Source organism: Mesorhizobium newzealandense (assembly GCF_042682145.1).
Lineage (GTDB): Bacteria > Pseudomonadota > Alphaproteobacteria > Rhizobiales > Rhizobiaceae > Mesorhizobium > Mesorhizobium newzealandense.
The window spans coordinates 179,777-203,788 of the sequence record NZ_JBHUGZ010000030.1 but is presented as its reverse complement, the minus strand read 5'-3'; the positions used below and the strand labels follow the sequence as shown (position 1 = coordinate 203,788).

Below are 24,012 nucleotides of genomic sequence, written 5' to 3'. Positions count from 1 at the left end.
GTCAGGATTTTTGGCGAAGGGTCACGATCAGGACGGCGACCAAGACGATGACGGTCCACAATGTTGAGATCGCCGCGATGGTCGGATCGATCTGATCGCGCAGCGACAGGAACATGAGCTTCGGCAGCGTGCTGTTTTGACCGCTAGCGACAAAGATCGAAATGACAGACTCGTCGAGCGACGTCAGGAAGGCCATCAGAGTGGCCGACAACAGACTGATCTGAAGTTGCGGGACAATTATCCCGCCAATGGCTCTCGCCCAGTTTGCGCCGAGGCTTCTGGCCGCCTGAACCTGGTTCCAGTCAAAGCGGGCCAGAGCGGGCAACAACACAATGCACGCGACCGGGATGGCCAGCACCACATGTCCGACCAGTACACCGAACAGCGTTCCGACCAGACGTTGCGCCGCCAGAACAAAGAAGAGACCGATCGCAAGCAGGATGCCCGGCACAATGGACGGGGTGAGCAGAATGCCCTGAATGGCTAAGGCGGCCTTTCCGCCGAGCCTGTTCATCGAGATGCAGGCCAGCAGCCCCAGGGGCACAGCGATCATCGCCGTCAATGTCCCGAGGATCAGGCTCGTTCTGAGCCCAGCCATCCATGTTGCCGAGCCGAAGAAAGTCTCGTACCAGCGCAACGAGTACGCGCGCGGTGGGAACTCGAGGAGGTTCGACGACGAAAAGGAGAGCGGGACGACGACCAGCGTCGGCAGGATCAGGAACGCCATTACGAGCGCGCAAAAGCTCCACAGAAGGATGCGGGCCAGCCTGTTGTCTGGATAGGCTTCAAGCATGGGATGTACCGACGTTGCGCCCGGCAATCAGCTGCCTTGCAGCCAGGAACATCACACCCACCAACGCCATGAGAACGAGGAGCAGAATACCCAGGACGCTCGCCGATCCCCAATCCTGAAAGGTCGACAGCGTGCGCTCGATCCGGATGGAGAGAGGATTTACCTTGCCGCCGCCCAGCACCGCCGGCGTGATGAAGAAACCTATGGTGTAGATGAAGACGATGATCGAACCCGAGAAGATGCCGCCGGCCGAAAGCGGCAGAATGACGGTGCGGATCGTTTGCCCGAGCGTGGCGCCCATGCTCGCCGACGCACGGACGAGGTTTGCGTCGATATCGCGCATCGCGGCATAAACGGGCAGCAGAAAGAGCGGCAGCATGTAGTGAACCATGCCGATGAGCGTTCCGGTGAAGTTGTAGACCAGCGGCAATGGCTCGGCTGTCAGGCCTGAACCTGTCAAAGCCGCGTTGATCAGCCCATCGCGCCGCAAGAGCACGAGCCAGCCATAGGTGCGCACCAGAATGGAGGTCCACAACGGCAGCATGACGAAGGCCATCAGCAAATTGGCCACCCTTGGTCTGGCGCTGGCCAAGGCGAGCGCCAGGGGGGTGCCGAGAAGAATGCAGATCGCCAGCGTGCCCAAGGATAGCTCAAGCGTCGTGACGAGCGCCGACCATGTCAGTCCGCTCGACAGCACCTTCTCGTAATTGCCGACGGTGTATTCACCCCCTGTGGTCAGGAAGGATTGCCGGATGATCCAGACGATGGGCAGGATCGCCGCCAGTCCAACGATGACAAGCGCAGGCAGTGAAAGCGAGAGGAAGAACCGCCGCTCGCGTCGAGCGTCTGCCGCAAGCGCGGGATCGGCGAGGACGGTCACGCTCTCGCTCCCGGTATCGCGTGAACTTTCGCTGCCGGTGCATAGGCGGTCACCCGCTGACCGGTGGCAAGTTCGGCGCAGCCACTGGCCAGCGCCGCCGGAATGCAGACAAGGATCTCTTGCCCGCCGTCAAGCGTCAGCGTCAAAAGCCAGTTCTCGCCGCGAAACGCCTTGGCGCGCAGCGTTCCCTCAAGCGCCACCCCGTCTCGCCCGACGAGCTTCGCATCAAGATGGAAGTTTTCCGCGCGGATCATCAGAGCTTCGCCTGACGGATCGGCGCCGTCTATTCTGCGCACCGCGCCTGGGGCCACAATGTTGGCCTCGCCCATGAACTCCGCGACGAAGCGGGTCGATGGACGATCGTAGATCCGCTGTGGCGTGTCGATCTGCTGAATGCGGCCGGAATTCATCACCGCAACCCGGTCTGACATGATCAGCGCCTCGCGCTGGTCATGCGTCACATAGATCGTGGTGATCCCCAGATCATCGTGCAGACGCCGGATCTCGTACTGCATGGTTTCGCGCAGATTCTTGTCGAGCGCCGACAACGGCTCGTCCATCAGCATCACGCGTGGCTCGAAGACGATCGCCCGTGCCAACGCTACCCGCTGGCGCTGGCCGCCGGACAATGCAGCAATGTTGCGCTCCGCCAGACCGTCCAGCTTCACGCGGGCCAAGGTGTCAAGCGCCCGCTGACGGGCCTCCGCTTTCGGCGTCTTGCGCAACATCAACGGGTACTCGACATTTGCCAGGACGGTCATGTGGGGGAACAGGGCGTAGTTCTGGAATACTATGCCGATGTCGCGCTTGTTGGGGGCCAGGCGGGTAATGTCCCGATCCCCCAACAGGAGTTTACCGGAATCGGGCCGGACAAAACCGGCCAGAGCCATGAGCAGCGTGGTCTTGCCAGATCCAGATGGCCCCAGCAGGGTGAGGAATTCGCCAGCCTGAATGTCGAGCGAGACATCGTCCAGCGCGACGTAGGACCCATAGGCCTTGCCCACGCTGTCGATGGTGATCGGGAGCGACTTCATCATGTGCTGCAGCCTTGGAGTTGATGAATTCGAGACTCAGCGGTTCATCATTTCATCGAAGGCCTTTTGGGCGGCCTCGCCATTCTTGACCCACCAGTCGGCATTCGAGAACACCGAAGTGCCGGCATTTTCAGGCGCGGTCGCCAGGGTCTTGAGACGGTCTTTCGGGATAAGGCCACCCTCATAGCCGGCGGGGTTGACCGGGCCGTATGCAATGAAGTCGGTCAGCTTCGCCACGCGCGCGGGCTGTGTCATCGCCGCGATGAGCTTCATGGCTGCTTCCTTGTTCGGCGCCCCCTTCGGCACCGCAAGGCAGTCCGTGCCGATGACGGAACCCTTGAACGTGTAGTCAACCGCGCCGCCATCGGCTTTCACGGTCTGCGCTCGTCCGTTCCAGGTAACGACCAGATCCGCCTCGCGGTCTTTCAGCAACTGCGCGGACTGCGCTCCCGAGGTCCACCACACGGCGACATTTGGTTTGATCGCTTCGAGCCGCTTGATGGCGCGCTCCAGACCTTCCGGCGTGCTGAGCACGGAATAGACGTCGGCCGGCGCCACGCCATCGGAGAGAAGCGCGATCTCGATCAAGTCCTGCGCATTGGCGCGCAGCGCGCGACGGCCCGGAAATTTGGCAACGTCCCAGAACTCGGCCCAGGTCTTCGGCGGATTCTCGCCATAGGTCTTGGTGCTCCACGACATGACGGTGCCATAGGAATCGAACGGATAGCAGTAGTCGGACTTTGCGCCGGCCGGCACGGAGTTGGGATCGATGATCTTGTAGTCGAGCGGCTCCAGCAGCGACTGTGCGGCCGCCTGCGCGCCTTCCGGTGAGCCCAGGTGGATGATGTCGGTCGTAACCGCACCCGAGGTGACCTGCATCTTCACGGCGGCCAGGCCGTCGCTTTGCGTCTCCTCGCGGACATCAAAGCCGAGCTCTTTTGCAGCGGGAGCCCACATGGCCTCCTTCATGGCGTTGCCGTAATCACCACCCGCGGTCGTGATGGTGACTGATTGGGCATAGACGGGCAAGGCAGCCGAGACTGCGATTGCCGTCAAAAAAATGCGTGGTAGCCAGGACATGTGTTCTCCTCCCAGGATCGAGTGATGTCGTTTATGTCGATTTTTTTGCAATCGTAACGTTACGATTGACGCGAGAGAGTTAAAAGTCAAGTAGTATTCGAGCGGGTTTGGTTTGCTGCGAGCCCGGATTTGACCGTTGGGTCGAATCCGGTAACGTTACGAAGCCAAGCAAATCAGCCGGCGGTTTCGCAACAAAGTCGGGCGACATGGCCAATCTAAAACAGATCGCGGCGGAACTTTCCCTTTCGGTGACCACCGTGTCGCGCGCACTGAAAGATGGACCGGAAGTGCATCCCTTGACCATCGCGCGTGTCAAGGAGGTGGCGCTGAGGGTAGGCTATGTACCGGATCATCACGGTCGCGCGCTCAGAACCGGACGAACCCTGACGCTGACGGCAGTGCTCCCGATGGAGACAAGCGAACACCTGTCCGATCTGGCAAAGCTTCCTCTGATCGAAGGCATGACGCTGGCGGCGCGGCAAGCGGGCTATAGTCTGTCGATCTATTCCACGACGCCCGACGACGATCCCGTCGCAAGTGTACAGCAACTGCTCCAGGCGCGCAGTGCAGACGGCCTGATCATCACGCGCATGGTCTCGGGCGATCCCCGCGTCAAGCTGCTGCTCGATCGACGCATACCGTTCGTCGCGTTTGGAAGAACCGATCTGGATATCGCCTATCCCTATGTCGACATCGACAATGAGCAGATCGCCTACAATGCCGCCCGGCGGCTTCTGGACAAAGGATGCCGACGCGTTGCCCTGCAACTCCTCGTGCCGAAGGATCAGGCGAGCGCCATGCGCCTCTCAGGCTATGAAAAGGCTATGGCCGAAGCCGGCATTTCAGTCGACCAATCGCTGATCGGCCACGGCACGTTCACGATGGAATCCAGCGCAGACTGGTTTGATCGATTGCTGGCATCGTCAGATCCGCCGACCGGCTTGGCATGTGCCAACGAACTGGGTCTCTTGGGAGCGTTGCACGCTCTCGGCAGGCGAGGTCTGGTGCCGGGCCGAGACGTCCACATCGTCGCCCGTGACAACACGCGGCTGGCGCGCTTCCTGCCGGCGAAGATCGACGTTCAATCCGTGGATATGGCGGATGTCGGGCACAAACTCATCGAGCTCCTGGAGAGCCGTATCGCCGATCCGCTTGGACCGGTGGCGACGGTCCTGCTGGAAGGCAGATTCGACTCGGCCGAATAGTCCGCCGCAAACTTAACTACCAATTCCACGGCGTCAGCGATTGGCCGCAGGATGCCTTGGGTTCATTCGGCCGGGGCCGCGCCAACCTGACCGGCGACTTCCTGGTCGAGTTCGGCGAGGAAATCGACGATACGCGCGGCATTGTCGCCGAGGTCGTAGCGGCCGTAGCGAGAGGCCGACCGCATGTCGACGATGATCGTGTCCCCGTCATCGGTCACGCGGATCGCGACGTCGGCGGGAAGACCGAGGACGAAACCCTTGGCCACCGCGGCAATCGTCACCTCGCTTTGTCCCCTGAGGTCCGGATAGGGTTCGGTAAGATCCCAATCGCGCCGGTCGAGCACGGTTTCGACGGCATCCACGACTGTGTCGAACGGCAGGTCGTAGCTGCGTCCGCTGACCAGCGGATAGCTCTCGGTCTGCAACCGCTGTTCGCCTGGCGTCGACGGCGAGAGCACATTCATGTCCTTCGTCCGGTCGCTCACGTCGAGCGCGGGCGGCTCGTCGAAATCCGTCGAGATATCCCTGAGCGGCGGATAGATCGTCGCCCAGTAGGCGGCAACGCCATAGGGTACGAGCACCAGCAGCGCCAGCAAGGCGCCGACTGTCAGGTCGCGACCGCCAAGGTCGCCGAAGTTCCACAGCCGCGAAAAGGCAAACCCGGCAAACAACAGCGCCAGGGCCGCCAGCAGCGCGACAATGCCAAGCACCCACAGGAAAACAGGCGTCTCGACGAGGTCGAAGCGATGGCCGACGAAAGCGGTCAGCAGCAGCACCGCTGAAAAGGCCCCGGTGCGCCGCGACCAGCCGGCCGCCCTCGACGTTTGCCGTTCGGGAATGCTAACCATTGTTTTCTGCGCTGCCCCAACCCGAACGGAGACTTAGAACCTTTTGGTGGCGGCTTGAAGCCGAAACACGCAACATTCACGTCAATCCGTCGGCAAGCGATAGTCCCTGAATTGCTGACGCAAGGTGATCTTCTGGATCTTGCCGGTGGCGGTGTGCGGTATTTCGCCGACGAAGGCGACATCGTCCGGCATCCACCATTTGGCGACCTTGCCATCCATGAAGTCGAGAATGTCCGCCTTGGTCGGCTCTTTGCCCGGCTTGCGAACAACGACCAGCAACGGCCGCTCGCCCCATTTCGAATGATGGACGCCAATGGCTGCTGCCTCGGCGACATCGGGGTGACCGACAGCCAGATTCTCGAGGTCGATGGTTGAAATCCATTCGCCGCCGGACTTGATGACGTCCTTGGCGCGATCGGTGATCTGCATGTAGCCGCCGGCGTCGATGTGAGCGACGTCGCCGGTATCGAACCAGCCGTCCCCGTCGAACTGCTCCGCGCCAACACCGCCATAGTAGGCGCGGGCAACGGCCGGTCCGCGCACTTTCAAGCGGCCAAATGTCTTGCCGTCCCAGGGCTGTGCGTTGTCGTCGTCGTCCGTCACCTTCATTTCGACGCCGAAGGGCGGGTAGCCCTGTTTCTGCTGCACATCAAGCCGGGCTTCACCCTGGAGACCGGCATAGTCCGGCTTCAAGGTGCACAGCGTGCCGAGCGGCGACATTTCGGTCATGCCCCAGGCATGGATGACCTGGACATCGTAGTTCTCCTGAAACCTGGTCATGATCGCACGCGGGCAGGACGACCCGCCGATGACCACCTTGTTCAAATAGGGAAGCTTCTTGCCGGTGTCCTCCAGATGCTGCAGCAGCATCATCCATACGGTCGGCACGGCGGCGCTGAAGGTCACCTTCTCGGTGTCGAGCAATTCATAGATCGAGGCGCCGTCCATCTTGCAGCCGGGCATGACCAGCTTGGCGCCGATCATCGGCCCGCTCTGGCCAAGACCCCAGGCGTTGGCGTGGAACATCGGCACGACCGGCAAGATGGTATCGCGCGACGACAGGCCCATGGCGTCGGGCATGGCGGCGATCATGGCATGCAGCACGTTCGACCGGTGGCTGTAGACGACGCCCTTCGGATCACCGGTGGTCCCCGACGTGTAGCACATGCCGGCGGCCGTGCCTTCGTCGAAGGTCTTCCAGGCGAAGTCACCATCCGCCTCATCAAGCCATTCCTCATAGGCAACCACGTTCGGCAGTGTCGTCTGCGGCATGTGCGCCCTGTCGGTCAGCACGATGACCTGTTTCAACGATTTGACGGCGCCGGCGATTTTCTCGAGCAGCGGCATGAAGGTCAGGTCGACGAAGACAGCCTTGTCCTCGGCATTGTTCATGATCCAGACGATCTGCTCGGGAAACAGGCGCGGATTGAGCGTATGGTAGATGGCGCCGATGCCCATGATGCCGTACCAGGCCTCGATGTGGCGCGCCGTGTTCCAAGCAAGCGTGGCGATACGGTCGCCCAGACGATAGCCGTCACGTTCCAGCCGCTGGGCGACCTTCAGGGCGCGGCGATGGATGTCGGCATAGCTGGTGCGCACGATCGGCCCCTCGATGGAGCGCGACACGATCTCGCGCACGCCATGCTGCCGCTCGGCATTGTCGATGAGTTTATGGCAAAGCAGCGGCCATTCCTGCATCAGTCCCAGCATTGGTTCCTCCCCTACGCCTGCGCTATGCTTTTCGTGCCATTGTGGAGCGAACCGGCGGATTGTCCAGCCACCAGCACAGGCAAGCGCTGCATTGATCCGCAGGACCGAGAAAACCGCCGCCACAATCCGGCCATCGTCGGCGTTAAGCTTCGTTAACGGGCAAGGGGCGATTGGCGACTGAAAGAGGTTCGCATGGACGCGCAGCTCGACGACAAGGCGCTTGAAAATACGCTCGCCGAAAGTCTGGCCGATCTGGGGCCGGATACGAAGACTGTTTCCGAAGACGAATTTGTTCAAGTTGTCGGCGGCGCGCTCGAAGCGGTCGGCGGCACGCTGCTGTTCAAGATGTGCGTCCAGAACGAAGGCTCAGGCCAGCACGTCGCGGCCGCATCCATCGGCGACGGCGGCAATCGCCAGTTCCTGCTGCTCACCTTGCCAACCGGTGGTGGCCCCTTGAAGGTCGAGACCGTATCGAGAAGCAGCAACCCGGTGGCCGGCATCGCAGCCGCCTATGCCGGGCTCATGGACGCGTTCAAGGCCGCGGCCTGATCATCAAAGCGGACGAGCCTTCAAGGCGTTATCAGCCGGCCTCAGGCCCGGGCAAGCGACTTGCGTGTCACTGCTGACAGCCGGCCCTTGCGCAATGCGCTTGCGCGACACACCTTAAGGCCGAGGCAAGGAGACCCCCGCATGGATCAGATCGCCAACCCGGCACCCGGCTTTCAACGCAATCCGGACAAGGTCATTGCCATCGAGCCTTACATCGGCACCGTCACCGTGCGCGCCGGAGACATAGTTGTCGCCTCCTCCACGAAAGCCAGGCTGCTGACCGAGGCCCCCTATCCCGCGGTCTTCTACATTCCGTTCGCCGATATCGATTTCGGCAAGCTCGGCAGCACGGAACACTCGACCCATTGTCCCTACAAGGGCGATGCCAGCTATTGGAGCGTGCTGCCTGCCGGCGAGGCCGGCCAGAATGCAATGTGGGCTTACGAGCAGCCTTTCGACGAAATGGCTGAAATCCGCAACCACGGCGCGTTCTACGCCAGCAAGGTCAGCATCGAAGCCAAACCGGGCTGAGCTTGCCAATTTACGTGAGCACCGGAAGCGCAGGTATCAGCCGTTTGCAGGCCGGCTGAATATCAACGCACTCTCAGTCCGTGGTGCCGTTGTTGCCAATGCCGTCGGCATCGTCGAGCCGCACGAAGGTCAGCCCTTTTTCCTTGAGCGCCAGAAGCCCCTGCACCACGCCTTCACCGGCCGCATGGGTCGGCTGGTTGATGTGCGAGATAATGACGTCACCGTCCTTGGCCGCTGCGATGCGGCGCGCGGTTTCCTTGGCGCCGAGCAAAGAGCCACCGTCGCCATTTATCGAGAATCCGGCGATCTTGAAGCCGAGCTTGCGGATCATGGCGATGGCCGACGGGCTATATTCGGCGGTGGCACCACGAAACCATTTCGGCGCCGGCTCACCGGTCTTGGCAAGAGCCGCGGCACCCGACTCGACCTCGGCCAGAACGGCGTCAGGGCTGCCGGCGCTGCGTATGCCGTAGATCTTCTGCGGCGTGTCGACCGCCGGGATATGATGGCCGCCATGATTTTCCAGCTCGAACAGGTCGGGATGCGCCCGCATGATCTTGATGGCGGCGGCGTTTCGCTTCAGCCAGATGCCGGTCACGAAAATAGTGGCCGGGATCTTGTTTTCGACCAGTGCCGAAAGGATCCGGTTGTCGGTCTGCCCACCGCAGGCATCGAGCGTGAGCGCAACCCGGCCGGCTCTGCCTGCGTCCGGCCTGATGTGCAGCGTGGGCTCGACGAGCGGTGCGGCATGGCCGCTGGACATGACGGCCAGCGACATGGCGATCGCGCAGAGATTTTTTTGCAGCAGGTGCATCAAACCGAATTCCTGACCGGTCGTTTCAAGCGGGTATCCCAAGACCCGCATGAAGGCGGAAATCGGGATGGTGCATAGCAGAAAAGCGCCCGGAGCGACAATTTGACCGTCCGTGCGGAGAACGGCCCATTCCGCGACCGCGATGGCGGTTGTTGTCCGCGCCACACATGAACTCAGATGGCGCGCTCCAGCTTCACGCCGGTGCGTGAAAGGAGTTCGCGCACCGCGTCGACAACAGGTTTGACCTCCAGACGCCAGACGCAGTAGGCCTTGCTGAATTCCGGCCGGCCGCACAGGTCGCTGGCCACGCAGTTGCAAGGCATCGGCGGCTGAAGGGCTATACTGGGCACGCCAACGGGACCCCACTGCGACGGCGGCGTCAAGCCGAACAGCCCGACAACCGGGATTCCGGCTGCTGCAGCCATGTGCATCGGGCCGCTCTCGTTGCCGAGAAACAGCCGGGCCTGTTTCAGCACCGCCAGCAACGTTTCAAGCGACAGCGTTCCAACGAGATTGACGATAGGCGACGCTGTCCCGGCGACGATCCGTTCGGCAATCTGTCGCTCGTCCGGGCCGCCAACCAGGACGACGTCCAGGCCGGTTTCGCCCGCAATCTCGGTAATCGCCGCGGCAAACCGCTCCGGTGGCCAGCGTCGCCCCTCGAAGCTTGCACCCGCATGCACGGCGATGAAAGCGTTTGGGTGAAGATGATGCTTGCCCAGCAGCGCCAACGCTTTCGCCGTCTCGAACGGCAACGGTTGAATGTTTGGAACCGTCACCTGGAGATGGATGCCAAGCGCCTGGAGCGGCGAGAGATAGCGGTACACAAAATGCTGGCCGCCAAAACCAAATGGCTCGGCAAAGACGTTGGCCGGCTGCCGCTCCAGCAGACGCAAGGGCCTCTCAGTCGGATTGTAGCCGACGCGGGTTTTTGCGTTGACGAGCCCGGTGATGATGCGCGAGGTCTTTGAATCGGTCAGGTCGATCGTCAGGTCGAAACGGAAGCGGCGCACCGCCCGCAGCATGGCGTAAAGTTCTTTGCCGCGCTCCAGGGTGGTACCGCGCAGCCGGTCGCGCCTGAACGTGACCACCTCGGAGGCGATGCCATGGGCAACCACGAAGCTCGCGAAATGAGCCTCGCACAGAAACACTATCCTGGCGTCGGGGGATTGAAGCCGCAGGTTTTCCGCGAGCGCCGAGGCGAGGACGAGATCTCCTATGTACTTCGTTTGAATGACCAGGATAGAGCGGAACGGCGCGGGTGAACTCTGCAAGATCTGCTTCCGGGGACAATTGGCGGGACGTCCGCAAATTGGGCGGCAACATTGTCGAGATTGCGCGATGCCGTCAGCACGTTCGTGTGACTTGCCTTACAAAACGGTAAGCTTGGCCTGGCTGGATCCTATCCGCGGCCTGCCTTGGAGCGGTTCACCGTTTCACGGAGACGGCGAACCGCTCCAACTCTGTCTTTGACGCAATTCCCCTGAGGGAAGCGCTAAGCGCTTTTCCCGGGAAAAGCGCTTCACACTTTTCCTGGAATTGCTCTAGCAACCAGCACCGCCGCCTGCGCGGCCGCCAGCCTCGCGATTGGCACGCGATAGGGCGAGCAGGAGACGTAGTCGAGGCCAACCTCTTCGCAAAAACGGATCGAGGCCGGATCGCCGCCATGTTCGCCGCAGATGCCGAGCTTGATGTCGGGCCGTGTCGCCCTGCCCTTTTCGGCAGCCATGCGCACCAGTTCGCCAACGCCGTCGATGTCGAGCGAGACGAACGGATCCTGGTCGATAATACCCTTCTGACGGTAGGTCTCCAGGAAAGAGGCCGCATCGTCGCGAGAAATGCCGAATGTGGTCTGGGTCAGGTCGTTGGTGCCGAAGGAGAAGAACTCGGCCGTAGCCGCGATGACATGGGCGCGGATCGCGGCGCGCGGCAGTTCGATCATCGTGCCGGTGAGGTAGTCGATCTTGACGCCGGTTTCCTCCATGACGCTCTTGGCGACGGCATCGATGCGCGCCTTGACGTAATCGAGTTCCTTCACCAGGCCGACCAGCGGCACCATGATCTCCGGAACCACAAGCGCGCCGGCCTTCTTGCCGGCCTCGACGGCCGCCTCGAAAATGGCGCGCGCCTGCATCTCGGCGATCTCGGGATAGGAGACGGCCAGGCGGCAGCCGCGATGACCGAGCATCGGGTTGAATTCGTGCAGCGCCTCGGTGCGCTGCCTGAGCTTGTCCGGCGACACCTTCATGGCGGCGGCGACCTCGGCGACTTCCGCCTCGGTCTTGGGCAAGAATTCGTGCAGCGGCGGATCGAGCAGGCGGATCGTCACCGGCAGGCCGGCCATGATTTCGAACAGTTCGAGGAAATCCGAGCGCTGCATCGGCAGCAGCTTGGCGAGCGCCGTGCGCCGGTCCTTTTCGGTGTCTGCCAGGATCATCTCGCGCATGGCGACGATGCGGTCGCCATCGAAGAACATGTGCTCGGTGCGGCAAAGCCCGATGCCTTCGGCGCCGAAGGAGCGCGCCATGCGCGCGTCGAGCGGCGTTTCGGCATTGGTGCGCACCTTCATGCGGCGCACGGCGTCCGCCCACTCCATGATGGCGGCGAAATCGCCGGACAGTTCCGGCTGCAGCATCGACACGGCGCCCTTCAGCACCTGGCCATTGCTGCCGTCTATGGTGATGATGTCGCCCTTGCGGAAGGTCGAGCCCATCGCCATCAGCGTGCCGGCCTTGTAGTCGACGCGCAGCGAGCCGGCGCCCGACACGCAAGGCTTGCCCATGCCGCGCGCGACGACGGCGGCGTGACTGGTCATGCCGCCGCGCGTGGTCAGGATGCCTTCCGCCGCGTGCATCCCGTGAATGTCTTCGGGACTGGTTTCGATGCGCACCAGGATCGCCTTGCGGCCTTGCGTCTTCAGCTCCTCGGCGTCAGCGGAGGAAAACACGATCTCGCCGGTGGCGGCACCGGGAGAAGCGGGCAGCCCGATGCCGATGACGTCGCGCGCGGCCTTTGGATCGATGGTCGGGTGCAGCAGCTGGTCGAGCGAGGCCGGATCGATGCGGGCGACCGCTTCCTCCTTGGTTATCAGCTTGTCGCGAGCCATTTCGACCGCGATCTTCAACGCCGCCTTGGCGGTGCGCTTTCCGGATCTGGTCTGCAGCATCCACAATTTGCCGCGCTCGATGGTGAATTCGAGATCCTGCATGTCGCGGTAGTGCTTCTCCAGACGGTCGGAGATGGTGACGAAGGACTGGAACGCGTCCGGCATCAGCTTCTGCAAGGACGGCTTGTCCGATCCGGCGGCAATGCGCGCGGCCTCGGTGATGTTTTGCGGCGTGCGGATGCCGGCAACGACGTCCTCGCCCTGCGCGTTCACCAGGAACTCGCCATAGAGCATCTTTTCGCCGGTCGACGGATTGCGGGTAAAGGCAACGCCGGTGGCCGAGGTTTCGCCCATATTGCCGAACACCATGGCCTGGACGTTGACCGCCGTGCCCCAGCTTTCAGGAATGTCGTGCAGCCGCCGGTAGGTGATGGCGCGGTTGTTCATCCAGCTCGAAAACACGGCGCCGATGGCGCCCCAGAGCTGCTCATGCGGATCCTGCGGAAACGGCTTGCCGAGTTCTTCCTCGACCTTGGCCTTGTAGAGCGCAATGACGCCTTGCCATTCGAGCGCCGTCAGTTCGGTGTCGAGCTCATGGCCGAGCCCGCCCTTCTGGTCTTCGAGGATTTCCTCGAACACCTCATGGTCGAGGCCCATCACGACATCGGAATACATCTGGATGAAGCGGCGGTAGCTGTCATAGGCAAAGCGCGCATCGCCGGAATCGGCGGCCAGCGCCTCGACCGTCTCGTCGTTCAGCCCGAGATTGAGCACGGTATCCATCATGCCGGGCATCGAGGCGCGAGCCCCGGATCGCACCGACACCAGCAGCAGTTTCGACGGATCGCCGAACCGGCGGCCGGTCAGCCGGCCGATTTGATCGAGCGCGACCGCGACATCCGCTTCCAACCCTGCCGGATAGGTGCGGCCATTGGCATAGTAGGCGTTGCAGACCTCGGTGGTGATGGTGAAGCCCGGCGGCACCGGCAGGCCCAGGCTGCACATCTCGGCTAGGTTGGCGCCCTTGCCGCCCAGCAGATTCTTGTCGCCGGCACGGCCTTCCGCCGCACCATCGCCAAAGGTGAAAACCCACTTGGTCATGCTTTGCTCTCCGGTTGCAGGAGATTGGAAAGATTGGCGAAACGGAAAGTTCCGCCGCGTCCGACTTTGGAGCGATATGATGCTGCAGTGCGAAAGGCAAGGCATCGGTAAGCCATCCGGCCGCTACAATCGATTAAGCAAAAGCCCTGTCCGCAGATGCGGCAAAAAGACTTGCCTTCCTGAGGCTTTTGGTATAGAACATAACGAGAACAAATAGGTGCCGCATGAAACTGTCCGGAAAACTCGACTATCTGGAAATGCCGGCGACCGGCGGAACGCTGGACCGGCTGAAGGCTTTCTACAGCGCCGCCTTCGCCTGGTCGTTCACCGACTATGGGCCGACCTACTCGGCTTTTGCCGAAGGGCTGGACGGAGGCTTCCAGGCCGACGCCGAGGAAGCACCCGCCAAGCCGCTGCCGGTGCTCTACAGCAGGGACCTGGAAGCAAGCCTCGACGCCGTCGAAAGCGCCGGCGGCACGATCGTCAAGCCGATCTTTTCATTCCCCGGCGGCCGGCGCTTCCACTTTGTCGATCCGGCCGGAAACGAGATGGCGGTGTGGGCTGAATAGCCGCCGCATGTCGTCTGGCGGCACTGCGTTGCCCGACCAATTTGAGCGTTCTCTGCGTCGCTCATAAGGATTGTGCTTTTTGGCTGCTCTGCTAATAACGCGCCGCACAAGCGACTCTGACGGCAATTGGGGCGTCGCCAAGTGGTAAGGCATCGGTTTTTGGTACCGACATTCCCAGGTTCGAATCCTGGCGCCCCAGCCATCATATTTTCTTAAGCAAAATCAATGACTTACGTAGAATTCGATTTCCAAACGCATGGCATTCCGGGTCACCCTGTTTAAGTGCCGCTCGACTTCGACGTGACTTAGCCTTCCTATTTCCGGGAGGTATGTCTTTTGACATAGCATTTTGGCTTGAATTGCGTTGCCCAACGGAACCGAAGCGGCCCTTCGCGAGTTGATGGCCGACCTGAGAAGCCCAAGCCTTAGGTTGTCAAAGAGCCCGCCTTCCCCCTCCCCCCTGGAACGCGGGCTTTTTCGCGCCTGCTTCCGCCCGAGGTGCCCACGATTAACTGCCGCTCGTTTGCTATGTCATTTGATATACCGCTGCCTGATGCGTGTCGTGGGCGGCCAGGCGGCCATGTGATGGCTCACGCGAACTCCTTCGACCTCTTCAAGCTCCGAAAGCATGCACATGGTCTGAACAGTATAGCCTTGAACATCTCCCCCTTTTCCATACAAGGTCGTCGAAGATTCGACCAAGACGGGTGGCGGCCGAAAATGGAACTTCAATGAACCTTCCTATCTTCGCCATCAACCTCGATCGCGAGACCGATCGCTGGAGCGGATTGCTCGCCAGCGCCGAAGCGGCCGGCCTGACCCTGCAGCGCATTGCCGCCATCGACGGCCGCGCGCTTGCCAAAGCGGACTGGGCGGAGATCGATCTCCCAACCGCGCGCAGGCTGAGCGGGCGCGACATTCTGCCCGGCGAATATGCCTGTTACCGCAGCCATATCCAGGCGCTGGAAACATTCCTGGCCAATGGCAGCGCCCATGGCCTGATCGTCGAGGACGACGTCCTCTTCGGCGAGGACACCATACGGCGCATCGAGGCCATCATCGCCGCGGTGCCGGATTTCGACGTCATCAAGCTGACCAACCATCGCATGAGCTTCTTCATGCGCGCCGTCGGGACGACGCAAGGCGACGAGATCGGCCGCGCGCTGCATGGCCCGCAAGGCTCGGCCGCCGCCTATCTGGTGACGCGGGAGGGGGCGCAGGGGCTGTTGTCGGCGCTCGCGGTGATGAAAATGCCGTGGGACGTCGCACTCGAACGATTTTGGGACACTGGCCTGAAAGTCTATTCGGTTCGCCAGAACGTGCTTGGCTTCGCCGTCAGCAGCAAGGTTTCCGGCATAGCCGGCCCCTCGGGCAGCTACAAATTCGCGCGGTTGCCGTGGCCGGGCCGGTGGGTCGCCGGGGCGTCAAGGGCCAGGGACGAGCTGCGCCGCCTGCATCACGTCCTGCTGCGACCGCCGTTGCCGCGGGAAACCCCGGACTACGCCAGGGATGACGCGCCGCGCAACACCCTGCTTCTGGTGCTCGCGTCATTCGCCATTCTCGCTCTGGTCTCCTCGGCCTGGCGCGAGGCCGACACCTACCGCTATGCGGGCCTGGCGCTGGCCTTGGTCGCCGCCATCCGCTGGTTCAGGGTGGATTTGTGGACCTACAGCAAACCGCTGATCGGATGGGTCGGCGGTCTGTGCGTGGGCTGGTCGCTCTATGTCTTCATCCGACTGGCGATCGTCTATTTCGGCACCCACCAGTTGGGTGGCGCCGAAGGCATCTACCTGTTTCCGCTGTTTTATGCGACGACCGGCTTCGCCCTCCTGCTGTTTGCCAGGCGGCCTGCGCGGCTCGTCCTCTGGTTCATGATCCTCAGTCTTGTCTTCCTGGCGGCGGACACCGGCTATTCGGCCATACTTCATGGCATCAGACCGGAGCCGTGGCTTTTCAACAATCCCATTCACGCGTCGGTGGCGGCGGGTTTCATCTTCCTTTGCACACTGCAGTTCATGGCCTACACGGCCCAAAGAACAGACCTGAGCAAGACAACCAGGAGCTTGCACTGGGCGCTGTCGGCAGCCGTCCTCCTGTTTGCCCTCGTCAACATCATCGCGCTGCGGTCAAAGGGCGTCTGGCTCGCGCTCGCACTCGCCCTGCTGCTGTTGGCGGTCATGACCCTGGCGAGAGGCCATCGCCGCGAGCTGATGGTCGGGGGCGGCGTGCTGGCGATCGTGGCAGCCGGCGTCGTCGCCGCCCACAACATCTTCTGGTCCACCGCAGGCGACACCATGATCTTCGCTAGGAGCCTGGTTGCGGATGTTTTGAGCCGCGGCGTCCTCCCGGCCTTCGACCGCGCCATCGCTAGCAGCACGGTTCCGCTTGCGGCCAAGGAACGGCTGATGCTGTGGGCCGATGCGATCGAGGTCTGGAAACGCCACCCGATCTTCGGAGCCAGCTCCAGCTGGCTTACCGAATGGCAGAACAGGACCTATCATCCCATGATCGTCAACGTCTTCCACAACGGCTATCTGGAGATAGCCGTGCGCTATGGTGTGGTCGGGCTGGCGTTCTTTGCCTTTCTCTACACCTGGTCGTCCAGGCAGGTCCTGCTGGCGGTGCGGGCCAGGCTTATCGCTCCGGCCGCATGGCCCTGCTACATCTCAACGCTGGTCTTCTTCGCCCTCACCATCCTCAGCAATTCGAACAACCGGCTGGCGATGGGCGAGGCCTTCATGTGGTTCGCTGCCGCATTCGGCTTCTATTGTTTCTATCTTCGCCAGCAGAAGAACCTTGTCGCGCCGAGAACCTATTTTTAGATCGGCCGGCATGTCGCAAAATGCACGGGGGTTGGCTGCGGCATGCATAAAAGCAAAGGCTTAAAGCGCCTCGACTGAACCCGTTCACGACAGGGGTAGTCGAAACCCGGAATTGCGGCGGCCCTTGGCCGGCGGCTCAGCTCGCCTCGCGCATCGCCTCGGCAGCCTGCAGGTCGACCGAGACGAGCTGGCTGACACCCTGCTCGGCCATGGTCACCCCGAACAGCCGGTTCATGCGTGCCATGGTGATCGGGTTGTGAGTGATGATGACGAAGCGCGTCTCGGTGGTGGCGGCCATCTCGTCCATTAGATTGCAGAAGCGCTCGACATTGTGATCGTCGAGCGGCGCGTCGACTTCGTCGAGCACGCAGATCGGCGCCGGATTGGTCAGGAACACCGCGAAGATCAGCGACATCGCCGTCAGCGCCTGCTCGCCGCCGGACAGCAGCGTCATGGTCTGCGGCTTCTTGCCGGGCGGGCGTGCCAGGATTTCGAGCCCGGCCTCGAGCGGATCATCGGACTCGATCAGCTGCAACTCCGCCGTACCGCCGCCGAACAGATGCGAGAACAGCCGCTGGAAATGGCCATTGACCACGTCGAAGGCGGCAAGCAGCCGCTCGCGGCCTTCGCGGTTCAGGCTCTGGATCGCCTGCCTGAGCTTGCGGATCGCCTCGATGATGTCCTCGCGCTCGGAGACGATCGTCTCCAGCCGGTCGGAAAGCTCCTTCTGCTCCTCCTCGGCGCGCAGATTGACGGCGCCAAGCCGCTCGCGCTCGATCTTCAGCCGGTCAAGCTGACGCTCGATCTCGGCCATTTCCGGCATCGGGCTGTCAGCCTCCAGACCGGTATGACGGATGACCAGATGCGGCGGCGTGTTCAGCGTTTCCTGGATGCGCGCCTCGACCTCCAGCCGGCGTTCGTCGGCCGCCGTCAGCCGCTCTTCGGCACGGACGCGGGTTTCGCGCGCCTCGGCCAGCGACTGGATGGCGCCGGTGGCCGCCTTGTCCATTTCGGATTGCCTGTTTTCGGCCTCCTGCAAACGGTCGGCGGCCGCCTTGCGCAAGGTCTCGGCCTCGGTGAGCTGCGACAGCAAGGCGCGCCGCTTGGCGTCGATTTCATCGGGCGCATCCGCCAATCGCTCGCGCTCGGCCTCCGCCTCGGCCTTGCGTTCGCCAAGCGATGCGATCTGCGTCGAGGCGTTTTCGGCCCGTTCCAGCCAGTTGCTGCGCTCGGCGCCGATGGCATCGAGCCGGCGCATGCGCGCCTCGGCTTCGCGCCGCAGCCCCTCATGCACCGCACGCGCATCGGCAAGCGTGGCGCGGTCGCGGGCGACATTGGCCGAGGATTGTTCGAGCTGCAGTTGCAAATCGCCGAGATCAGGCGCGTCCTGGAGCAGCATTTCGGCCTCGGCGAAGGCCGCCGAGGTCTCCTCATGGCTGTCGACGATGCGGGCGCGCGCCTCATCGAGGGCGGCGCGCCGGCTCGACAATTCGCCGCCGGCCTTTTCGGCCTCGGCCAGCGCATTGCGGGCGGCGTCCAGCCGATGCTGGGCGTCACGTCCGGCCTGGCGCGCATTGCGCTCCGTCTCGCTCGCCAGGCGAAGCGCCTGTTCGGCCTGGGCAAGCGCCTCTTCGGCCTGGCGCAGGACGAGTGTCGCCTGCACCGCTTCGGCATCGAGCTCGGCCAGCCGATTCTTCTGCGCCAGCCGTTGCGCGGCGGCGGTCGGCGCGTCGGCGCTGGCGGTGAAGCCGTCCCAGCGCCAGAGCGCGCCCTCGCGGCTGACCAGCCGCTGGCCGGGAGCAAGAAGCGCCTGCAGCCGGCGTCCGTCGCCGGACTCGACGATACCGATCTGCGCCAGGCGGCGGGCGAGCTGTGCCGGCGCGTGGACGACGCTGGCAAGGCTCCTGATGCCTTCAGGCAGAGCGGCGTCGCCGGGCTGGATCCCGCTTTCGCCCCAATGCACCGGTGCGCTGCGGTCGAGCGGCACGTCGAGGTCTTCGCCGAGCGCCGCACCCAGCGCCGTCTCGAAGCCGCGATCGACGCTGATCTGCTCCAGCACTGCCGGGAAGAGATCGCCGCTGGCGGCGTTTAGGATCTTGGCCAGCGTGCGCGCTTCGGTCTCGATGCGCGCCAGCTCGGCCCTGGCATCCTGTAGCGGCGGCCGTGCCGCACTTTCGGTGGCGCGGGCATCGATGACCGACTGCTCGGCCTCCGCCACGGCTGCCTCGGCCTCCTCCAGCAACGCCATGGCCTGTTCGACCAGCACGCGCTTCTCGGCCGGATCCGGCAGGCCGGCGACCTTGGAGAGGATCTCCGACAGTTCCCGGTCGACATCGGCGAGCTGACGGCCGAAACGGTCGCGACGCTCGGCGGTGTCGCGCAGCGTCCGTTCGATCTGGTTGCGCGAGGCGGCAGCCTCGGCCCGCTCGGCGGTCAATGCGGCGAGTTTGGCTTCGCTTGCCGCAAGCGTCGATGCCGCCTGCTCAAAGGCCGCGCGGGTGCTGGCCTCGCGCTCGGCGGCACCGGCGTTTTCGGAATTGAGCGCGGCTTCTTCGGTGCGAAGGCGTTCGAGGATGTCCGCATTGTCGCGGACCATCCGCTCCTCGCGCGCGATATCGCCGTCGAGTTGCTGCAGCCGGCGCTCAAGCTCGCTCTGACGGGCGCGGATGCGGCCGGCTTCCTCCTCGATCTGCGACTTGGCGATCGACAGGCGCTGGAAGGCAGCGGCAGCGGCGGCTTCCGCGTCGCGCAGGTCCGGCAAGCGGTGGGCGCCGATGCCTTGCTCCCTGGCGGCGGCCATCTGGGCGGCGGCGCGGTCGCCGACCAATGCCGTGGCAACGGCCAGCGCCGAACGCGCCTCGCCTTCCTGGGTCTTGGCCAGCGTCCAGCGCAGATGCAGCAGCGTCGCTTCGGCCTTGCGGATATCGGCCGAAAGGTTCTTGAAGCGTGACGCCTGGCGCGCCTGGCGCTTGAGGCTTTCAATCTGGCTTTCCAGTTCGCCGACGACATCGTCCAGGCGTTCGAGGTTCTGCTCGGCCGCCTTCAGCCGCAGTTCGGCCTCGTGACGGCGCGTGTGCAGGCCGGAAATGCCCGCCGCCTCTTCCAGCAAGGCACGGCGCGCCTGCGGCTTGGCCTGGATCAGTTCGCCGATACGGCCCTGCCCGACCATCGACGGCGAGCGAGCGCCGGTCGACTGGTCGGCGAACAGAAGCTGCACATCCTTGGCGCGCGCCTCCTTGCCGTTGATGCGGTAGAGCGAGCCCGCTTCGCGCTCGATGCGGCGCGACACCTGCAATTCATCCGCATCGTTGAAGGCCGCAGGCGCCGATCGGTCGCTGTTGTCGAGGAAGAGCGTGACTTCGGCGGTGTTGCGCGCCGGACGCGTGCCCGAGCCGGAAAAGATGACGTCGTCCATGCCGGACGCGCGCATGTTCTTGTACGAGCTTTCGCCCATCACCCAGCGCAGCGCCTCGACTAGGTTCGACTTGCCACAGCCATTCGGCCCGACAATTCCCGTCAGGCCGCGTTCGATGACGAACTCGCCGGGCTCGACGAAGGACTTGAAACCGAGGAGGCGGAGGCGCGAAAACTTCATTCGCGCCGCCCACTAGAGCCGCAATTTTGCGAAGAAAATCCGCGGCACGACAAAAGGGCGCGCACGCCGAAGCGCCGCCGCTTCGGCGCTGCCTGGACGTCAGAGCAGAGGGTCGATGATGGCCGACATTTCCTCAATCGACATCGCCCCTTTGTAGGTCTTACCGTTGATGAAGAAGGTCGGTGTCGAGTCGACCTTGAATTCATTGGCGCCGCGCTTCTGGACCGATCTCACATCGTCCAGAAGTTTCTGGTCCGTCAAGCAGGCTTCGAAGGACTCCTGTGTAAAACCGGCGAGCTTCGAGATTTGCAGCAGCGCATCCTTGGTATTGGGCACTCCAACCCAGTTCGCCTGCTGCCTGAACAGGACATCCACCATCGGGAAATAGTTATCCTTGGCGCAGCGCGCCAGCATGAAACCGGCCTCGGCGCTCGGATCGAACGGGAATTCGCGCAGGATGTAGCGGGCCTTGCCGGTGTCGATGTACTTGGTCTTCAGGTCCGGAAAGGTGGTCTCGGCGAAATGCGCGCAATGCGGGCAGGTCATCGAGGCGTATTCGACGATGGTGACCTTGGCGTCGTCCTTGCCAAGCTGCTTGTCGGGCAGCGCGCCCGGCTTCAGCAGTTCCGCCATGTCCACGGTGCCCTGGGCTTCCGGCGCGGTAGCAGCGGCCGGCGTGGCCGGCTTCGCAGGCGCGGCCGGCGCCGCGGGCTTCACATCCGCCGCCTTGGCTTCCTCGCTGGAGTCGCTGCAGGCGGCGAGCAGGGCGACCGCCGGAATGGCGGCCAGCGAAGACAGGACGTTTCTGCGAGACAGACTTTGGCCAAACGGGGGACGGTTCATACGAATCACCTGACAAGGGTTGGATTTTGCAATGCAAAGGCACGAAAAGGCGAGAGTTGGCGCGAATTAAGGCATCTCCGTCCCCAATCCAATCGCGAAACCTGACAGGGACGATCACGAATGCGAGATATTGAAGACAAATCCGAGATATTGACGACAAATCTATGACTTCTTTTCCCCCAGAATGGTGGCGCCGAGCCTTTCCAGCGAGGCGCGCAGCCCATCATCGTCGACCAGGCCGACGGTCGAGGACAATTTCGTCTTCTCGGCCGCGGTCAGCGGCCTGAAGGTCGGCTTGTGCTTCCCATTGTCCGCTGTCACCGGCTTCTGCAGGATTCTGATCCGGTTGATGGCGGTGAAGCCGAGAAAGGCGTTGACCCGGTTGATGATCTCGCTGGTCTCGTGCTGCAGGTGCAGCGCCGCCATGCCTTCGCAGGCGATGACCAGCACCGCCGGCTCGAACGGATCGTCTTCATGCATGCGGCGCGGCCACTGGATTTTTTCTGGACGCGAACGGCTGGCCAGCCGTGGCCCGGCAATCTCTTCCCATGACTGGACGAGGCCGATCGAAATGCCGGCCCGCTTGCGCAGCACCGGATCGAGGATCTTGGTCGCCAGATCGCTGACCGGGACGGGATTGCCGTAGGGCGTTCTCCCTGCCATGTACGTTCTCCAGCCACGACCTTCATCATTATCGGCCAAGGCCAATTCTCGATCAATGGCACCAGCAGACCAGACCCGCAAGACCGCATCCGGAGATAGCCGCATAGCTGCATCTGCAGTTGGTGACGACATCGCGTCCCGCTTGCTCGGCTGGTACGATTTGCATCATCGCGAATTGCCGTGGCGCATCACGCCGCGCGAGCATGCGCGCGGGGCACGGCCTGACCCCTACCGCATCTGGCTGTCCGAAGTCATGCTGCAGCAGACCACGGTCGAAGCGGTGAAGGCCTATTTTCGCGTCTTCGTCGAGAAATGGCCTGATGTCGAAGCGCTTGCCGCGGCGCCGACTGAAGACGTGATGAAGGCCTGGGCCGGGCTCGGCTACTATTCCCGCGCCCGCAATCTCAAGGCCTGCGCCGACCTGGTGGCCCGGCGCGGCGGCCGCTTTCCCGACACCGAGACGGCCTTGAGGGAATTGCCTGGCATCGGCGCATACACGTCGGCCGCCATCACGGCGATCGCCTTCGACCGCCCCGCCGCCGTCGTCGACGGCAATGTCGAACGCGTCATCTCCCGGCTGTTTTCGATCACAGCGCCGCTGAGCGAAGCCAAGGCCGAGATACGCGCCCATGTCGAGCGCATGGTGCCAGGGACAAGGCCGGGCGACTTCGCCCAGGCGATGATGGATCTCGGCGCCACGATCTGCACGCCGCGCCGGCCGCGCTGCATGCTGTGCCCGCTACGTGAAGGCTGCAGCGCCGTCGTTTCAGGCGATCCCGAGCACTTCCCGGTGCGGCTGCCAAAGGCCGAAAAGCCGCTACGCCGCGGCGCCGCCTTCGTCGCAGTGCGGGGCGACGGCGCCATTCTTCTGCGCAAACGCGCGGAAAAAGGCCTGCTCGGCGGCATGACCGAAGTGCCGACGACCGCCTGGACCGCGCGGATCGATGGCGCCACCACGCCATCGGCTGCACCCTTTCCCGGCAACTGGAAGCTCACGGGGCGGATCGCGCATGTCTTCACCCATTTCGCGCTTGAGCTCGATGTGTTCCTTGCCGCCACGAACGGCGAGACGCCGGCCGGTCATTTCTGGTCGCTGCCTTCAGACATTTCAGGCGAGGCCCTGCCCACTGTCATGAAAAAGGCAATAGAGGCTGCGATACCCGGCGCGACGAAAAAGCCGTCGCCACACAGTGCAAAGAGGCCTGCATGACTGAAATCCGCCACATCGTTTTCGACATCGGCAGGGTGCTGATCCACTACGATCCGAATATCCCGTTCAGCCGCCTCATTCCGGATGCCGAAGAGAGAAAGTGGTTTTTCGACAATGTCTGCACACACGACTGGAACATCGAGCAGGACCGTGGCCGGACATGGCAAGAGGCCGAGGCGCTGCTGATCGCGGAGCATCCCGATCACGCGGAAAACATCCGCAATTTCCGCCGCCACTGGCACGATATGGTGCCGCACGCCTATGACGACAGCGTCGCCATCATGCTCGGCCTGATCGAGAGCGGCCACGACGTCACCATGCTGACCAATTTTGCCAGCGACACGCTGGCCGAGGCGCGCAAGCGCTTTGATTTTCTCGAACGGCCGCGCGGCGTCACCATCTCCGGCGAAGTCGGCATGATCAAGCCGGATCGGGGCATCTACGATCATCACGTCGCCGCGTTCGACCTCGAGCCGTCGGCCACGCTGTTCATCGACGACAGCCAGAAGAATGTCGACGGCGCCAAGGCGGCCGGCTGGCAATCGGTGCTGTTCACCGATGCGAAGACGCTTCAAGCAGACCTTGAACGCCTCGGCATAAAGGCGTGATTTGAATCGCTTCCAGTGATCCGTTGAGACTTTGAATCAACGAGAATGAGC

The 24,012-nt window shown here is 63.0% G+C and carries 19 protein-coding genes and 1 tRNA gene; 8 read left to right on the top strand and 12 right to left on the bottom strand.

The window, feature by feature from the left end; all coding sequences use genetic code 11:
* Position 1 precedes the first annotated feature (1 nt).
* From ACFSOZ_RS35080 to ACFSOZ_RS35065, 4 genes are read right to left on the bottom strand one after another with little or no spacing between them, the layout of a single operon-like run.
* On the bottom strand, positions 2–793 hold the full coding sequence (locus ACFSOZ_RS35080; protein ID WP_379105827.1) for an ABC transporter permease: 792 nt from the start codon (positions 791–793) through the stop codon (positions 2–4).
* Complete coding sequence (locus ACFSOZ_RS35075) at positions 786–1,673, bottom strand: ABC transporter permease (RefSeq protein ID WP_379105825.1); 888 nt, start codon at positions 1,671–1,673, stop codon at positions 786–788. Before ACFSOZ_RS35075 ends, ACFSOZ_RS35080 begins: the two co-directional genes overlap by 8 nt.
* On the bottom strand, positions 1,670–2,707 hold the full coding sequence (locus tag ACFSOZ_RS35070) for an ABC transporter ATP-binding protein (RefSeq protein WP_379106623.1): 1,038 nt from the start codon (positions 2,705–2,707) through the stop codon (positions 1,670–1,672). The genes ACFSOZ_RS35075 and ACFSOZ_RS35070 overlap by 4 nt, the downstream gene beginning before the upstream one ends.
* Positions 2,708–2,743: 36 nt before the next feature.
* On the bottom strand, positions 2,744–3,787 hold the full coding sequence (locus tag ACFSOZ_RS35065) for an ABC transporter substrate-binding protein (protein WP_379105823.1): 1,044 nt from the start codon (positions 3,785–3,787) through the stop codon (positions 2,744–2,746).
* Between the two features lie 206 nt (positions 3,788–3,993).
* Here ACFSOZ_RS35065 and ACFSOZ_RS35060 point away from each other — a divergent pair, with 206 nt between their 5' ends.
* A complete protein-coding gene (locus ACFSOZ_RS35060) occupies positions 3,994–4,992 on the top strand; it encodes a LacI family DNA-binding transcriptional regulator (RefSeq protein WP_379105821.1) in 999 nt (332 codons plus the stop codon).
* Between the two features lie 62 nt (positions 4,993–5,054).
* On the opposite strand, the gene ACFSOZ_RS35055 is transcribed toward ACFSOZ_RS35060, so the two are convergent.
* On the bottom strand, positions 5,055–5,840 hold the full coding sequence (locus ACFSOZ_RS35055) for a DUF1499 domain-containing protein (RefSeq protein ID WP_379105819.1): 786 nt from the start codon (positions 5,838–5,840) through the stop codon (positions 5,055–5,057).
* A gap of 81 nt (positions 5,841–5,921) precedes the next feature.
* Positions 5,922–7,550, bottom strand: a complete 1,629-nt coding sequence (locus ACFSOZ_RS35050; RefSeq protein ID WP_379105817.1) for a fatty-acid--CoA ligase — start codon at positions 7,548–7,550, stop codon at positions 5,922–5,924.
* 192 nt (positions 7,551–7,742) lie between these two features.
* Here ACFSOZ_RS35050 and ACFSOZ_RS35045 point away from each other — a divergent pair, with 192 nt between their 5' ends.
* Together ACFSOZ_RS35045 and ACFSOZ_RS35040 are read left to right on the top strand one after the other, a co-directional pair.
* Positions 7,743–8,099, top strand: a complete 357-nt coding sequence (locus ACFSOZ_RS35045; RefSeq protein WP_379105815.1) for a hypothetical protein — start codon at positions 7,743–7,745, stop codon at positions 8,097–8,099.
* A gap of 141 nt (positions 8,100–8,240) precedes the next feature.
* Positions 8,241–8,630, top strand: coding sequence for a DUF427 domain-containing protein (locus tag ACFSOZ_RS35040; protein ID WP_379105813.1), 390 nt, complete (start codon positions 8,241–8,243; stop codon positions 8,628–8,630).
* A gap of 73 nt (positions 8,631–8,703) precedes the next feature.
* Here ACFSOZ_RS35040 and ACFSOZ_RS35035 read toward each other — a convergent pair whose 3' ends face one another.
* From ACFSOZ_RS35035 to ppdK, 3 genes are all read right to left on the bottom strand, one after another.
* Positions 8,704–9,444: a polysaccharide deacetylase family protein gene (locus ACFSOZ_RS35035; RefSeq protein WP_379105811.1), complete on the bottom strand. Its 741-nt coding sequence runs from the start codon at positions 9,442–9,444 to the stop codon at positions 8,704–8,706.
* Between the two features lie 173 nt (positions 9,445–9,617).
* A complete protein-coding gene (locus tag ACFSOZ_RS35030; RefSeq protein WP_379105808.1) occupies positions 9,618–10,718 on the bottom strand; it encodes a glycosyltransferase family 9 protein in 1,101 nt (366 codons plus the stop codon).
* Positions 10,719–10,966: 248 nt separating this feature from the next.
* Complete coding sequence (gene ppdK, locus ACFSOZ_RS35025) at positions 10,967–13,651, bottom strand: pyruvate, phosphate dikinase (protein WP_379105807.1); 2,685 nt, start codon at positions 13,649–13,651, stop codon at positions 10,967–10,969.
* Positions 13,652–13,875: 224 nt separating this feature from the next.
* On the opposite strand from ppdK, the gene ACFSOZ_RS35020 reads away from it, so the two are divergent.
* The 3 genes from ACFSOZ_RS35020 to ACFSOZ_RS35010 all read left to right on the top strand — a co-directional run bounded on the left by ACFSOZ_RS35020 (position 13,876) and on the right by ACFSOZ_RS35010 (position 17,042).
* A complete protein-coding gene (locus ACFSOZ_RS35020) occupies positions 13,876–14,220 on the top strand; it encodes a VOC family protein (RefSeq protein WP_379105805.1) in 345 nt (114 codons plus the stop codon).
* A 127-nt stretch (positions 14,221–14,347) separates the two neighbouring features.
* Positions 14,348–14,422 (top strand) — tRNA-Gln (locus ACFSOZ_RS35015).
* A 529-nt stretch (positions 14,423–14,951) separates the two neighbouring features.
* The gene (locus ACFSOZ_RS35010) at positions 14,952–17,042 is read left to right on the top strand and encodes an O-antigen ligase family protein (protein ID WP_379105803.1); all 2,091 of its coding nucleotides are present in this window, start codon (positions 14,952–14,954) and stop codon (positions 17,040–17,042) included.
* A 136-nt stretch (positions 17,043–17,178) separates the two neighbouring features.
* Here the strand turns inward: ACFSOZ_RS35010 and smc are convergent, their stop codons facing one another.
* The 3 genes from smc to ACFSOZ_RS34995 form a co-directional block, all read right to left on the bottom strand.
* On the bottom strand, positions 17,179–20,637 hold the full coding sequence (gene smc, locus ACFSOZ_RS35005) for a chromosome segregation protein SMC (RefSeq protein WP_379105801.1): 3,459 nt from the start codon (positions 20,635–20,637) through the stop codon (positions 17,179–17,181).
* A gap of 99 nt (positions 20,638–20,736) precedes the next feature.
* Positions 20,737–21,480: a DsbA family protein gene (locus ACFSOZ_RS35000; RefSeq protein WP_379105799.1), complete on the bottom strand. Its 744-nt coding sequence runs from the start codon at positions 21,478–21,480 to the stop codon at positions 20,737–20,739.
* A gap of 162 nt (positions 21,481–21,642) precedes the next feature.
* Complete coding sequence (locus tag ACFSOZ_RS34995) at positions 21,643–22,143, bottom strand: DUF721 domain-containing protein (RefSeq protein ID WP_379105797.1); 501 nt, start codon at positions 22,141–22,143, stop codon at positions 21,643–21,645.
* 55 nt (positions 22,144–22,198) lie between these two features.
* Here ACFSOZ_RS34995 and mutY point away from each other — a divergent pair, with 55 nt between their 5' ends.
* On the top strand, positions 22,199–23,353 hold the full coding sequence (mutY, locus tag ACFSOZ_RS34990) for an A/G-specific adenine glycosylase (RefSeq protein WP_379105795.1): 1,155 nt from the start codon (positions 22,199–22,201) through the stop codon (positions 23,351–23,353).
* Entirely contained in the window at positions 23,350–23,961 is a 612-nt protein-coding gene (locus tag ACFSOZ_RS34985) for an HAD family hydrolase (RefSeq protein ID WP_379105794.1), read from the top strand. The genes mutY and ACFSOZ_RS34985 overlap by 4 nt, the downstream gene beginning before the upstream one ends.
* The last annotated feature ends 51 nt before the right edge of the window (positions 23,962–24,012 follow it).